This window comes from Serratia sp. (in: enterobacteria), from assembly GCF_051654945.1.
In the GTDB taxonomy this organism is placed as follows: Bacteria; Pseudomonadota; Gammaproteobacteria; order Enterobacterales; family Enterobacteriaceae; genus Chania.
Genome location: NZ_JBOFZA010000118.1, coordinates 175,402 through 189,772, shown reverse-complemented (window position 1 = coordinate 189,772; position 14,371 = coordinate 175,402). Strand labels below are relative to the sequence as shown.

The window sequence follows — 14,371 nt, the reverse complement described above, 5'->3', positions numbered from 1 at the left end:
GCAGATAGGATGGTGGTTATTTTACCTGTCTAGGTAGAATAACCACACTGATGATGCGGTAACGGGATCCGCCATGCATATTGTGCAAAATATAGAAACCAAATGGCTATATGACTTTCTGACACTAGAGGAGTGCCGCAACTTTTCGCAGGCGGCGGTGCGGCGTAACGTGTCGCAACCGGCCTTTAGCCGTCGCATCATTGCGTTGGAACAGGCTGCGGGCGTCAAGCTGTTCAACCGGGCTGTCTCTCCGTTGCAACTGACTGAGCAGGGCAAGGTGTTCCACTCGCAGGTCAGGAATCTGTTGCAGCAGCTGGAAAGTAATCTGACCGAACTGCGCGGCGGCAGCGATTTTATCCAGCATAAAATCAAGATAGCGGCCGCACATTCGTTGTCTCTGGGGTTGCTGCCTGCGCTGGTGCGCCAGATGCCGGATCATTTTACCTATGCGGTTGAGGCGATTGATGTCGATAGCGCAGTTCACAAATTGCGCGAAGGGCAGAGTGATTTTATCCTGTCCTACCATGATGAAAACCTGCTGCAATTGCCTTTTGCCCATATCCGGCTGTTCGAGTCCTCGTTGTTTCCTGTGTGTGCCTGTGATGCACAAGGGCAGGCGCGTTATTCCCTGCAACAGTCCGATTTCCCGCTGCTTAATTACAGCCAGGCATCCTATATGGGGCGACTGGTCAATCGGGCGTTGGCCAAATCGACCAGCCTGAGCTTCTCCACGGTGTTTGTTTCTTCGATGAGTGAGCTGTTAAAGCAGGTTGCGCTGGATGGCTCCGGCGTGGCCTGGCTGCCGGCCTATGCAATCACTCAGGAGTTGGAACAAGGGCGGTTGATCTGCCTGGATGATAACGAGTTGGTGATCCCGATTTATGCTTATGCCTACCGGATGGACACCCGCATGAGCCAGACCGCCGAACGCTTCTGGCGTGATTTGCGCCAGGTCTTCGAATGCGAAACTGCATCAGCCAACGGTTGACGTGGCCAGGCAAACAGCTGGCGGGGTGAGCTCCCCTTGCTTGCCTTCATACCAGCGGATGGCTGCCCTGACCAGTGCGGCGGTGGAGTCGATAAAATGGCAGTCAAACCGTGCGGTCTGGTTGCCAATCACCAGGGGAATTTCGGTACAACCCATAATCAAGGTATCGGCCCCGGCTGCGATCAGGTGCGCAATCTGTGGGAACAACAGCGTCTGTGCCCTTGCTTCATCCCCGCCTTTTAACGCATAAATCGCCTGCATCACGGCTTGTTGCCGTGCTCCCGATGGGGCCAGTAAGGTCAAGCCCCGTTGCTCAATCTTTTGCTGATAGAGGCCAGTGGCCAGCGTGGCATCCGTTGCCAACAGCCCTACCGCTCTGCTGGTGAGTGGCAATTCACTCATTGTGGCATCCAGGATGCTGATCATCTCGGCGCTGGCGGCGGCATGCAGACGCTCATACCAGAAATGTGCAGTATTGCAGGGGATAACGATGCATTCGGCTCCGGCGTGTTCCAGCAGATGCAGGTAGCGCTCCAGATAGTCATAAGGGGAAGGGCCTCCAGCCAACAGACAGGCACTGCGATCGGGAATATCCGGGATCGAGCAGGCAATCACCGGGATGTGTTGCTGATCTCGATGGGCATGGCGGAAATGGACAAATTTGCTGAGCATATCGGCGGTGGCGGCCGGGCCCATGCCGCCTAATATGCCAATGGTGTGTTCCATCGTATTTTGCTCTCTTCAATTCGGGCTACGGGTTCCATACCTCCAAGCTATCAATCTGAAGTTAAAAGAAAAATGCCGATTTCTTAGCGTCAATGCGTAAAATGCATAGCCGGCCACGGGTGGGCAGGGCGTTTATTTTTGCCGGTTTAAAGCGTACTGTGTGCGGCAAAGAAAAACCGATAGATCCGTGAGTGCCAACCAACTAGGCAAATCTGCTAGCAATTGGTCTCTGGTATGGCTCCACTCTTGCAGGCAGACGACTTATGGATGGGCTGGTGTTAGGTCCCGAATTGCTCGGGATACTGTTTTTGGTAGCAATGTTCGCCGGGTTTATCGATTCGATCGCGGGTGGTGGTGGGTTGCTGACCGTACCGGCTCTGCTGGCCGTGGGGGTTCCCCCCACGCAGGCGCTGGCGACCAATAAATTGCAGTCGGTTGGCGGATCGTTTTCCGCCAGCCTGTATTTTGTCCGCCGTCGGGCCGTCGATCTCAATACCCAGAAGCTGACCATCTTCCTGACGCTGGTGGGCTCGGTGATCGGGGCGATCCTGGTACAGCATATGCGGGCCGATATCCTGCGCCAAATGCTGCCTCTGTTGGTGATTGGCATCGGTGTCTATTTCCTGCTGACGCCACGGCTGGGGGAAAGCGATCGCCAACGCCGGTTGTCGGCTTTACCCTTTGGCCTGGTTGCCGGGGGTTGCGTCGGGTTCTACGACGGTTTCTTCGGCCCGGGTGCCGGTTCGTTTTATGCCCTGGCCTATGTGACGCTGTGTGGTTTTAACCTGGCGAAGGCGACCGCCCATGCCAAGGTGCTGAACTTTACCTCCAATCTGGGCAGCCTGGTGCTGTTTATCATCGGTGGTAAAGTGATTTGGAGCCTTGGGTTGGTAATGTTGGTGGGGCAGGTGTTCGGTGCCCGCCTTGGGGCGCACATGGTGCTGACCAAGGGCCAGAAGCTGATCCGGCCGATGATCGTGGTGGTTTCCTTGATCATGAGCTGCAAACTGCTGTACGACAATCATGGCGCGGAAATCCAGCAGTGGTTGGCGTTGCATTTTTAACATCTCAAAAGCGCGGCAAGCTCAACGATATCGGGTATAATTGCCACCTTAATTTTGTGGTTATTCGAGTTTTTTATGTCAGACACACACCAGTATCCGCAACTGATTGAAATTTTTAATCAGTGCTTTAGCGATGAATTCAATACCCGCCTGGTCAAAGGCGACGATGAACCCATCTATCTGCCCGCCGATGATGAGTTGCCCTATCACCGCATCGTCTTTGCACACGGCTACTATGCCAGCGGCATGCATGAAATTTCCCACTGGTGCATCGCCGGTGCCGAACGCCGCAAGCTGGTGGACTTCGGTTACTGGTATTGCCCGGACGGGCGCGATGCTCAGACGCAAAGTGAATTTGAAGTGGTCGAGATCAATCCGCAGGCGCTGGAGTGGATGTTCTGCGTCGCGGCCGGTTTCCCGTTCAACGTCAGCTGCGACAATCTCAGCGGGGACTGCGAGCCGGATCGCATCGGTTTCCAGCGTAAGGTTCGCACCCGGGTGCTGGAATTGCTGGAGCGGGGAATACCCACACGACCTGCGCGCTTTATTCAGGCGCTGCAATCGTTTTACAATACGCCTCCGCTGGCGGCCGAGCATTTTCCCTACCCGGAAGATCTCTGAGGCCAGAACCTGTATTTTAACGAGGAAATTTGATGATCGCAGAATTTGAAGCGCGCATTCTGGCGCTGATTGATGACATGGTAGAGCACGCCAGCGATGATGAACTGTTTGCCGGTGGCTACCTGCGCGGTCATCTGACCCTGGCGGTGGCAGAAATGGAAGAACACGACGAACACAGTGCCGAGCAACTCAAGGTCCGGGTTGAGAGCAGCCTGGACAAGGCCATCAAGGCAGGGGAACTTTCCCCTCCGGATCAGGTGCTGGTGCTGGGCATGTGGGAAAAACTGTATCAGACCGCGTTGCCCACCGAATAAACCTGGCCCTCACCCTAACCCTCTCCCATAGGGAGAGGGAATCGATCGAGCTCGCTGATATTCCGGCACTTTCCGAAGCCGCACAGACTTACCCACAACGCCGATCAGCTGATATTCCCCTCACTTTCCGAAGCCGCACAGACTCACTCACGACACCGATCAGCTCCCTCTCCCACAGGGCGAGGGGAGCGATCGAGCTTGCTGATATTCCCCTCACTTTCCGAAGCCGCACAGACTTACCCACGACACCGATCAGCTCCCTCGCCCTGTGGGAGAGGGTTGGGGTGAGGGGATGGGGCGCCTCCTTTCAGCAGCTTTCTGACCCACATGCGGTTGGGGTTCAACGCTGCCAGCATCTTGCTATCCCCAGGTAAGGGTTCGCCAAATAGCTGCGCAGCCAGAATTTCTGCGGCCAGCGGTGCCGAGCATAAGCCGCGTGAGCCTAGTGCCCCTATCATAAACAATCCTGGGTACATCGGTGCGGGGGCAATCTCTTCACCGCGCTGGCGTTGCCGCTGTAGGTCGCCGTACAGGGCCAGGGTGGCTTGATAGTCCGGTACTGCGCCAACCATTGGCATATGGTCCCGCGCAGCGCTACGCACGCCACAGCGAGCCTGTTGCCCACTGACATCCACCTGTTGCGGCCAGCTCTGTTCTGGTAAACAACGCAGTAAACGCTCGCGGTTCTCCTCCTGCTCTGCCTGGCTGTATTGCGTGCCTGATTCGCCGCGCTGGTAGCTGGCACCAATGCAGTGCTGTTGGTTGTTGGGATTCACTGGCGTCAGATAGCCGTCGTAACACAGCACCTGCTTTAGCTCACTTAACGTTGGTGTAGTGGGAATATGGGAAACCTGGCCACGCACCGCATACGCAGGCAATGCTGCGCCAGGTGCCAAAGCAGAAAGCTGGTGCCCGTTAGCCAGGATCACAGTCGCGTGTTGGCGGATTTCAGCTTCGGCAAAATGCAGCTGCCAGTTTTCGGCGTTGTGGCTCAGATCCGAGAGCGTATGGTTATAGTGACAAACCAGCCCGTATCGCTCGGCCAGGGCAATGGCGGAGCGCGTCAGGTCTGCGGGGCACAGCCAACCGCCGAGTGAATAGTGAATGCCACCAAACCCCGTATCGATCCCACACATGGCAGTCAGTGTTGCGCGATCGGCCGGTTGTGCCAGGATATCCGGCCAGGCAACGGCCAGGATTTTGGCGATCTTGCCGGCGCTTTTCTCGTCATAGGCCAATTGGCTGACGCCGCACCATTGGTGATCGAATTCGACCTGTTGTTGCAACAGAGCATCGTATTGGCGGCGGGCAAAGGGGAAGGCGGCGCTAAAGAAGTTTTCCAGCGCGTCGCCCCGACCATTCAGCAAGGGATACAGTGCTCCCTGGCGATTGCCCGATGCACCCTCGGCTGGTTGTGCATCAGCGCAATACAGCGTGACCTTGGCCCCACGGCGTAATAAGGCCAACGCGGTGAGCGCGCTGGCAACGCCACCGCCAATGATGGCGATATCGTCAGTATTTTTTGCTGCGGGGCGCAGGAACCACGGGGCTGGATTGACGCTTGCCGGGGTGTCGGCGGGGAGCTGGCCGGTGAGCATCTCACGTTTCTGGCCAAAGCCTTTGCATCTGGTGACCTCAAACCCGGCCTGCTGTAACCCTCGGCGGACAAAGCCTGCGGCAGTGAAGGTGGCAAAAGTGCCGCCTGGGCGGGCAAATCGCGCCATAGTGGCAAATAGCGGCTCACTCCACATATCGGGGTTTTTGGACGGTGCAAAACCATCCAGGAACCAGGCGTCAATTTGGTCGTTCATGCTGGCATCAAACTGTGGCAGCAGGGTATTAACGTCACCGAACCATAAATCGAGCGTGATCTGCCCTTCGGCAAGCAGCAGGCGATGGCATCCCGGCAGCGGCAAAGGCCATTGGGTGCGCAACTCCTCGGCAAAGGGAGCCAGTTCTGGCCATTGGGCATGGGCCGCCGTCAGATCGGCCAACTGCAACGGGTATTTCTCAAAGCTGATAAAATGCAGGCGCTGCACACTTGCCGCCGGTGTCGCCTGCCGAAAGCGGGCAAAGGCCTGCCACAAGGTCAAAAAATTCAGCCCGGTGCCGAAGCCGGTTTCTGCCACAATAAACAGGGGACGTGGGTGATCGCTGAAACGTTGCGGTAACCGGTTGGCCCCCAAAAAGACATAACGGGTTTCCTCCAGCCCATCCTGGTTGGAAAAATAGACGTCATCAAACTGTTTCGAAACAGGTGTACCCTGTTCATTCCAGCTTAGCGCTGCGGTTTGGATGGGGGCGTTGCTCACGGTCGGTTGCTCGTAATTCAAGGGGTAGGGCGATTTTAACGGCGGTAGCCCCGAGGTGCAAACTGGATAAAGATAATGCAAAATTGTTCTGATCGGACTTGTTCGGCGTACATCTGTACGCTAAAGTGCGATGCAAAATCCCGAATGTAAAATTGTGGAAGAGGTACCGAATGAAACGTGCAGTGATTACTGGCCTGGGAATTGTCTCCAGCATTGGTAACAACCAGCAGGAGGTCCTGGCAAGTCTGCAGGAAGGCCGCTCTGGGATCACCTTCTCTCAGGAGCTGAAAGATTCCGGCATGCGTAGTCACGTATGGGGCGATGTTAAACTGGACACGACCGGTCTGATCGACCGTAAAGTGATGCGCTTTATGAGCGACGCGTCGGTTTATGCCTATCTTTCCATGGAGCAAGCGATTCAGGATTCCGGCCTGGCAGCCGATCAGGTTTCCAACGATCGCACCGGTCTGGTGGTCGGTTCCGGTGGTGGTTCACCGCGTAACCAGGTTGCCGGCTCTGACGGTATGCGTGCCAAAGGCCTGCGCGGCGTTGGCCCTTACATGGTGACCAAGGCGATGGCTTCCGGCGTGTCTGCCTGCCTGGCAACGCCATTCAAAATTCGCGGTGTGAACTACTCCATCAGTTCTGCCTGCGCAACGTCTGCACACTGTATCGGCCACGCGGTCGAGCTGATCCAACTGGGCAAGCAGGACGTGGTATTTGCTGGCGGCGGCGAAGAGCTGTGCTGGGAAATGGCCTGCGAGTTCGATGCCATGGGCGCACTGTCTACCAGCTACAACGACACGCCAGAAAAAGCCTCCCGTACCTATGACGCAGCGCGTGACGGTTTCGTTATCGCAGGCGGCGGTGGCATGGTCGTGGTTGAAGAACTGGAGCACGCTCTGGCTCGTGGCGCACATATCTATGCGGAAATCATCGGCTACGGTGCTACTTCCGACGGTGCCGATATGGTGGCTCCATCAGGTGAAGGCGCGGTGCGCTGCATGAAGATGGCGATGCAGGGCGTAGACACCCCAATCGACTACATGAACGTACACGGCACTTCTACGCCAGTGGGCGACGTGAAAGAACTGGGTGCTATTCGTGAAGTATTTGGCGATAACACCCCGGCGATCTCTTCTACCAAAGCCATGACCGGCCACTCACTGGGTGCTGCGGGCGTGCAGGAAGCGATTTATAGCCTGCTGATGGTCGAGCACGGTTTCATCGCGCCAAGCATCAACATCGAGAACCTCGATGAGAAGGCGGCAGGCATGAATATCGTCACCGAACCAACCAAACGTGAGCTGACCACGGTCATGTCCAACAGCTTCGGTTTCGGCGGCACCAACGCCACGCTGGTAATGCGTAAGCTGCAAAAGTAAGCGTTAGAGCGTGATAGTATTATCAATCGGGCACCGTAATCGGTGCCCGATTTTTTTGTTTTTCGCTGAGGCTAATTGACTAAAATCAAAGAATTTTCCGTTTACAGGAAGGTTCTTGGGCCGCTTTGTCAGCGGATGTAAATTCCGTTCCTGTCACGGTTTTCTGCCGATATACTCGACGCAGTTTCTCACTGTGGAATTGTTGCATGTCGGCTTTGGCGTCCATCTCAATATCTATGCATCGTCTGCGCTTCGCCAAGAAGCGGGCCGGCGTATGGCTATTGGCCGTCTGCTGGTTACTGCTCAACAGTCAATTGGCGATCGCCAACCATAACTGCAATCTGCAACTCACCAGCGCCGCGCCTGCCACGCAACATACGATGCATATGCAGGCCGCCGATCTGCAGGCCGATAAGATGATGCAGGCCGAAGGGCCACTGTGTGAAAAGCACTGCGTGCCAGATTCGGCACAGCAAGATCACGGGAACTTGGCCTTGGCGGCGGTATTACCCGCCAGCAGTGAGCTGTTGGTTGCCGATCCGCAGCCCCAGGCTCAGCTCTCACGCCTCGATTGGCAAACCCCTCCGATAGCAGGCCCACCGGCAGAGATCGTCTTCTGCCGCTTCCGTGAATAGCCAAACCCATCGCTTTGCCGTCCAGCACGGCGACTTGAATTGTTGTTTGTCTAATTTATGGAGCTATCGTTATGCGTAACCTGATTACTGCTATTTTCATTTCCCTGTTGTTCTCTTCTTTCGTCTCCGCCGAGGAGATGCAGCATCACCAACATGCCACCCAAGACGCGGCTGTCTATCACTCCAAGGGAACCGTTAAGGCCTGGGGTGAACAGAAAGTGTCGCTCGCCCATCCCGCTATTCCGGCTTTGAACTGGCCGCCAATGACCATGAATTTCCTGCAACCCCAACCGCCACTGCCGGCCTTGGCTGCCGGAACTGCGGTGGAGTTCAGCTTCCGTCAGGTTGACGGTGGTTATCAACTGACCGCCATCCGCGCCAGCCAAGACTAACGGGGGCACCATGTCCAGATTACTTTCTCACCCATTGCGGGTGAGCTGGCTGCTGCTCGCCTGTTGGACGGCGAGTGCGCAGGCGGCGGACCTGACGCTGGAACAGTCGTTGCTAGCGGCAGAACGCTATTCAGCCGAGCTTTCGGCCAATCAGCACCAGGTCAATGCGTTGCAAAATATGGCGGATTCGGCGATGGAATTGCCCGATCCCAAGCTGAAATTCGGTATCGAAAACGTGCCGGTACAAGGCGGTAACGCCCGGCGTCTGACCCGTGAAGGGATGACCATGGAGCGGGTTGGCATCATGCAGGATTACGTCAGCAGCACCAAGCGGCAACGCAAGGCCGACACTCTGCGTGCCGAAGCCAATAAAACCGAAGCCAGCAGTGCGACTATCCGCGCCCGTTTGCAGCAGCAGACGGCACAGGCCTGGTTGGAACTGGCGTTGAGCCAGCAGACGCTGAAAGACGCCACGGCGTTACTGAAAGAAAGTGAGCGGCAAATTGCTGCCCAACATGCCGGGGTTGCCAGCGGCAGTTTGCCTGCCGCTAACGTCATTGATGCACGTTTAACGCTGTTGGCGATGCAGGATCGGCTCAGCGAGGCGCAGCGAGACGTCACCATCGCTCAGGCACGTTTGACCCAGTTGACCGGGCAGCAGGTTGCAGGGATCGGTGGCCCGTTGCCGCGTTTCGAACGCCTGCCTGCCGAGAGCGATCTGCTGCGGCAAGCGATCAAACAGCATCCGGAGGTGGTGCAGGCCAGCCGTGAGGCCGATGTGGCCAAGGCGAGATCGGCGCAGTCAGAGGTGGCAGCCATTCCAGACGTGGGCATAGAGGTGTCGTATGGCAAACGGGCCGATGGCTATGAGGATATGGCGGGCGTGATGTTTACCGTCGATTTGCCCCTGTTCCGCTCTCAGCGCCAGGACAAGGACTATGCCGCCGACGTTTCCCGTTCGATGGAAGCCAACGATCAACTGACGTTATTGATCCGCGATCATCAGGCCCAACTGGATACCCTGCTGGCGCAATATCAGGCTGCGCAGGCGCAATGGCAGCGTCAGGAGCAACAAGCGATCCCTTTGCAACAGCAGCGTGTGGCCTTGCAACTGGCGCAATACCGCAGTGGCAAAAGCGATCTCTCCTCAGTATTGGAGGCGCGTCGGGCCTTGCTCGATAGCCGTCTTAGTGCCGGTAAGGCCGCGCGTGAACTGGCGCAGCTGTGGGCCGCCATCCGTTATCTCACCGTGCAGGAGGCACTGTAATGAAAATGCGTTTTAGCCTGACGCTGTTAGCCGCCTTATTGGGCGGTGCCATGGGCGGTTACTGGTTTGCCGGGGAAAAGGCCGCACCCCAGCCTGCCAGCGGCGGCGCTGAACGGCAGGTACTGTATTGGTACGATCCGATGGTGCCCGGCCAGCGGTTTGATAAGCCGGGGAAATCGCCGTTTATGGATATGGAACTGGTGCCACGCTATGCCGATGAGCAGCAGGAGGATGGTGGGGTTACCATCAGCGCCCGTCAGCAGCAGAATCTGGGGGTTCGTACAGCGGCAGCACAACTGCGTGAACTGAATTTGCAGTTGGATGCCTATGGCAGCGTCGCTACCGATGAACGTAGTGTGCAGGTGATTGCCGCGCGGGCCAATGGGCTGGTGGAGAAACTCTATGTGCGAGCCAGCCAGCAGCAGGTAAAGAAAGGCGAGGCACTGGCTCAGCTGTGGATCCCGGACTGGAGCGCCGCGCAGCAGGAATATCTGGCGATCCGCAAGCTGGGAGATAGCGCACTGACTTCGGCAGCCCGCCAGCGTCTGGCGTTGCAGTTTATGCCGGAAGCGATCATTCGGCAGGTTGAACGCAGCGGCCAACCACAGACCCGCATTACCGTTAGCGCACCGGAGAGCGGTTTTATCAACAAGCTGGATGCGCGGGAGGGGATGCAGGTCACCGCAACCCAGGGCCTGTTTGAATTGGCCAGCCTTGACCCGGTGTGGATGGTCATTGACTACCCGCAAGCGCAGGCCGGGCTGTTGCAGGTTGGCGATGCCGTGGCCGCTAGCTCCGCCAGTTGGCCAGGAGAACGCTTTACCGGCGAGGTCAGCGAACTGTTACCTAACGTCGATCCGCTGACCCGCACCTTTAAAGCGCGTATCGTGCTGAAAAATCCCCAACAACGCCTGAAGCCTGGCATGTATTTGCAGGTACAACTGGCGCAAAACGTCGGGGCCAAGCCGGTGCTGGCTATCCCGCAGGAAGCCTTGATCGGCAACGGCGATCGTAACCGGGTGCTGGTGGCGGAAGGCAACGGTCATTTTACCCCGGTTGAGGTGGTCGCCGGGCTGGCACAGGACGGCTGGGTAGAAATCAAACAGGGCTTGCAAACCGGGCAACAGGTGGTGACTTCAGGCCAATTCCTGATTGATTCCGAAGCCAGCATGCGCAGCGCCTTGCCACAGATGGCCGCGCAGGAGGGAGTCAAGCAATACCAGACGGTGGGCGTGGTCGAGGCGGTGGATGGCGCTACCGTCACGCTGTCGCACGAGCCGGTCGCAGAGTTGCAATGGCCCGCGATGACCATGGACTTTACTCTGCCAGCGGGTGGGCTGCCTGCCGGGATTAATATCGGCAGCAAGGTGATGTTCCACTTTAGCGTGGATGAAAACGGCTCGCACATCAGCCAGATCATGCCGCAAGGGGGCCAGCAATGATCGCCTCCGTGATCCGCTGGTCGATACGCAACCGGCTGTTGGTATTACTGGCTTCGGTATTGCTGGCCGGGTGGGGCGTCTGGGCATTGCAGAAGGCGCCGCTGGATGCGCTGCCCGATCTCTCCGACGTTCAGGTGATCGTCCGGGCGACCTATCCGGGCAAAGCGCCACAGGTGATCGAAGATCAGGTCACTTACCCGCTGACCACCACCATGCTGACGGTACCAGGGGCCAGCACGGTGCGGGGCTTCTCGATGTTCGGCGATGCCTACGTCTACATTCTGTTTGAAGACGGTACCGATCCTTACTGGGCGCGCTCGCGGGTGCTGGAGTCACTCAGCCAGGTGCAGTCCTCGTTGCCGCCGCAGGTGAAGGTGGCGCTGGGGCCGGACGCGACCGGCGTCGGCTGGGTGTATGAGTACGCATTGGTGGATCGCACCGGCAAGCACAGCCTGGCGGATCTGCGTGCCTTGCAGGACTGGACGCTGAAGTTTGAGTTGAAAACCGTCCCCAACGTGGCGGAAGTGGCCAGCGTTGGCGGCATGGTGCGGCAATATCAGGTGATATTAAACCCGCAAAGTATGCGGGCGCTGAATATTACCCATCAGCAGGTGGTGAGTGCCATTCAGGATGCCAACCAGGAAGGCGGCGGTGCGCTGCTGGAAATGGGGGAGGCGGAGTATATGGTGCGTACCTCCGGCTACCTGAAAAAGCTCGCCGACTTTAATAACGTGGTGATCACCGCGCGTGACGGGGTACCGATCCTGTTGTCACAGGTGGCGGAACTGCGTGAAGGGCCGGAAATTCGCCGCGGTGTGGCGGAACTCAACGGTGAAGGCGAAGTGGCGGGGGGCATTGTGGTGATGCGCTACGGCAAGAATGCCTTGGAAACCATCAATGCGTTGAAGGCCAAACTGCAACAGCTCCAGCACACCCTGCCGCCGGGCGTGGAGATCGTGCCGGTTTACGATCGATCGCAACTGATCGAGCACGCGATTGATACGCTGTCATTCAAGTTGCTGGAAGAGTTCCTGGTGGTCGCGGTGGTGTGTGCCTTGTTCCTGTCCCACTTCCGTTCGGCGCTGGTGGCGATGGTGACTCTGCCGCTGGGGATCCTCGGAGCCTTTGTGGTGATGCACTATCAGGGCGTTAACGCCAACATCATGTCACTGGGGGGCATAGCCATTGCCATCGGCGCGATGGTGGATGCAGCGATCGTGATGATCGAAAACATGCACAAGGTATTGGAGCAGTGGCGGCAACGCCATCCCGGCCAACAGCCGACCTCGAAAGATTACTGGCATATTTCAGAGCAGGCGGCGGTTGAGGTTGGGCCGGCGCTGTTCTGTAGCCTATTAATCATTACCTTGTCGTTTATCCCGGTGTTTTCGCTACAGGCACAGGAAGGGCGGATGTTTGCGCCGCTGGCGTTTACCAAAACCTATGCCATGGCGGTCTCCGCCGGGCTGGGCATCACGCTGGTGCCGGTGTTGATGGGCTACTTTATCCGTGGCCGTATTCCGGACGAACATGCCAACCCGATCAACCGCTGGCTGATCCGCATGTATCAGCCGTTGCTGGCAGCGGTGCTGGCACGCCCGAAAACAACCCTGGGGATTTCTGCCTTGCTGTTGGTGCTGACTTTGTTCCCACTCAGCCGTTTGGGCAGTGAGTTTATGCCACCGTTGGACGAAGGAGATCTGCTGTATATGCCTTCGACTTTACCGGGGATTTCGGCCCGCGAAGCGGCACGGCTGCTGCAGCTGACCGATCGGTTGATCAAAACCGTGCCGGAAGTGGACACGGTGTTTGGTAAGGCTGGACGGGCGGAAACGGCGACCGATCCGGCACCGTTGACCATGCTGGAAACCACCATTCGCTTTAAACCGCGCGACCAGTGGCGGCCAGGCATGACGATGGACAAGCTGGTGGCGGAACTGGACAGCGTGGTCAAAGTGCCAGGCATTGCCAACGTCTGGGTGCCACCGATCCGCAACCGTCTGGATATGCTGGCGACCGGCATCAAAAGCCCGGTGGGCATCAAGGTCAACGGCAGCAATATTGCCGATATCGAGCAGGCGGCCAGCCAGATCGAGCAGGTAGTGAAGCGGGTTCCGGGTGTAACTTCCGCGCTGGCGGAACGTCTTGCTGGTGGGCGCTATGTGGATATCGATATCGATCGCCAACGTGCGGCGCGTTATGGCGTATCGGTGAAAGAGTTGCAATCAGTGGTCGCCACGCTGGTGGGCGGGGAAAACGTTGCCGAAACCATTGAGGGGCGGGCGCGTTACCCGATCAATGTTCGTTACCCAAGGGAGATCCGCGATTCGCTGCAAAAGCTGCGTGAACTGCCGGTGGTGACGGCGGCAGGGGGGCAGGTGCCGTTAGCAGAGCTGGCGGATATTCGCATCAGCGAAGGGCCACCGATGTTGAAAAGCGAGAATGCGCGGCTTTCCGATTGGATCTATGTCGATCTGCGCGGGCGCGACTTGAAATCGGCGGTGGAGGAGATGCAACAGGTAGTGGCACAGCAGGTGAAGTTGCCTGCCGGCGTTTCGCTCAGTTGGTCCGGGCAGTTTGAGTATCTGGAACGCGCCAGCGCCCAGTTGAAGATTGTGCTGCCGGTGACGTTGGCAATCATCTTCGTGCTGTTGTTCGTCACTTTCAACAGCGTGAGTGACGCGTTGCTGATCATGGCGACGCTGCCGTTTGCGTTGATAGGCGGGGTCTGGCTGCTGTATCTGCTCGATTACAATCTGTCGGTGGCAGGGGCGGTGGGCTTTATTGCCCTTGCCGGGGTGGCGGCCGAGTTTGGCGTCATTATGGTGCTGTATCTGAATCAGGCGCTGGCGAAATACCGTCAACCGGGCCAACCGTTGAGCCACCAGCAACTGATGGCGGCGATAAGCGAAGGCGCGGTATTGCGTGTCAGGCCTAAGGTGATGACGGTCGCGACCATTATGGCCGGTTTACTGCCGATCATGTGGGGCGGTGGTGCCGGTTCGGAGGTGATGCAGCGGATTGCCGCACCGATGATTGGCGGTATGGTCAGTGCGCCATTGCTGTCGATGTTAGTGATCCCGGCGGTCTATTCGCTGTTGCACCGTAAGGATGAAAAGCAAGGTGTGGCGGCGGAATAACACTCTTCAATACGATTGCTATCTTGCTTGACTTAGAGCGCGCTCTAACCTGTAGCCTACCTCTGAGATAGAGGTGTGCAGATAT

The 14,371-nt window shown here is 57.6% G+C and carries 12 protein-coding genes; 10 read left to right on the top strand and 2 right to left on the bottom strand.

Going from position 1 to position 14,371, the window contains the following annotated elements:
* Positions 1-73 precede the first annotated feature (73 nt).
* Positions 74-988 carry a hypochlorite stress DNA-binding transcriptional regulator HypT gene (gene hypT, locus ACRDCA_RS26215; RefSeq protein WP_438692130.1) on the top strand — a complete coding sequence of 305 codons (915 nt, stop codon included), beginning with the start codon at positions 74-76 and terminating at the stop codon, positions 986-988.
* Here hypT and ACRDCA_RS26210 read toward each other — a convergent pair.
* Complete coding sequence (locus ACRDCA_RS26210; RefSeq protein WP_438692129.1) at positions 974-1,714, bottom strand: aspartate/glutamate racemase family protein; 741 nt, start codon at positions 1,712-1,714, stop codon at positions 974-976. The two genes, hypT and ACRDCA_RS26210, sit on opposite strands and share 15 nt — an antisense overlap.
* Before the next feature lie 263 nt (positions 1,715-1,977).
* On the opposite strand from ACRDCA_RS26210, the gene ACRDCA_RS26205 reads away from it, so the two are divergent.
* The 3 genes from ACRDCA_RS26205 to ACRDCA_RS26195 all read left to right on the top strand — a co-directional run bounded on the left by ACRDCA_RS26205 (position 1,978) and on the right by ACRDCA_RS26195 (position 3,713).
* On the top strand, positions 1,978-2,778 hold the full coding sequence (locus ACRDCA_RS26205; protein ID WP_025120733.1) for a sulfite exporter TauE/SafE family protein: 801 nt from the start codon (positions 1,978-1,980) through the stop codon (positions 2,776-2,778).
* Between the two features lie 75 nt (positions 2,779-2,853).
* A complete protein-coding gene (locus ACRDCA_RS26200; RefSeq protein ID WP_438692128.1) occupies positions 2,854-3,399 on the top strand; it encodes an elongation factor P hydroxylase in 546 nt (181 codons plus the stop codon).
* A gap of 32 nt (positions 3,400-3,431) precedes the next feature.
* The gene (locus ACRDCA_RS26195) at positions 3,432-3,713 is read left to right on the top strand and encodes a YfcL family protein (RefSeq protein ID WP_438692127.1); all 282 of its coding nucleotides are present in this window, start codon (positions 3,432-3,434) and stop codon (positions 3,711-3,713) included.
* Positions 3,714-3,949: 236 nt separating this feature from the next.
* On the opposite strand, the gene mnmC is transcribed toward ACRDCA_RS26195, so the two are convergent.
* Complete coding sequence (gene mnmC, locus ACRDCA_RS26190; protein ID WP_438692126.1) at positions 3,950-6,025, bottom strand: bifunctional tRNA (5-methylaminomethyl-2-thiouridine)(34)-methyltransferase MnmD/FAD-dependent 5-carboxymethylaminomethyl-2-thiouridine(34) oxidoreductase MnmC; 2,076 nt, start codon at positions 6,023-6,025, stop codon at positions 3,950-3,952.
* A gap of 170 nt (positions 6,026-6,195) precedes the next feature.
* Between mnmC and fabB the strand changes: the two genes are divergently transcribed.
* The 6 genes from fabB (at position 6,196) to ACRDCA_RS26160 (ending at position 14,286) form a co-directional block, all read left to right on the top strand.
* Positions 6,196-7,410, top strand: coding sequence for a beta-ketoacyl-ACP synthase I (gene fabB / locus ACRDCA_RS26185; RefSeq protein ID WP_438692125.1), 1,215 nt, complete (start codon positions 6,196-6,198; stop codon positions 7,408-7,410).
* Between the two features lie 206 nt (positions 7,411-7,616).
* Positions 7,617-8,045: a hypothetical protein gene (locus ACRDCA_RS26180; protein WP_438692124.1), complete on the top strand. Its 429-nt coding sequence runs from the start codon at positions 7,617-7,619 to the stop codon at positions 8,043-8,045.
* A gap of 71 nt (positions 8,046-8,116) precedes the next feature.
* Positions 8,117-8,437, top strand: coding sequence for a copper-binding protein (locus ACRDCA_RS26175; RefSeq protein ID WP_438692123.1), 321 nt, complete (start codon positions 8,117-8,119; stop codon positions 8,435-8,437).
* 10 nt (positions 8,438-8,447) lie between these two features.
* A complete protein-coding gene (locus ACRDCA_RS26170; protein WP_438692122.1) occupies positions 8,448-9,704 on the top strand; it encodes a TolC family protein in 1,257 nt (418 codons plus the stop codon).
* Positions 9,704-11,146, top strand: a complete 1,443-nt coding sequence (locus ACRDCA_RS26165) for an efflux RND transporter periplasmic adaptor subunit (RefSeq protein WP_438692121.1) — start codon at positions 9,704-9,706, stop codon at positions 11,144-11,146. Before ACRDCA_RS26170 ends, ACRDCA_RS26165 begins: the two co-directional genes overlap by 1 nt.
* Positions 11,143-14,286, top strand: coding sequence for an efflux RND transporter permease subunit (locus tag ACRDCA_RS26160; RefSeq protein ID WP_438692120.1), 3,144 nt, complete (start codon positions 11,143-11,145; stop codon positions 14,284-14,286). The genes ACRDCA_RS26165 and ACRDCA_RS26160 overlap by 4 nt, the downstream gene beginning before the upstream one ends.
* Positions 14,287-14,371: the final 85 nt, after the last annotated feature.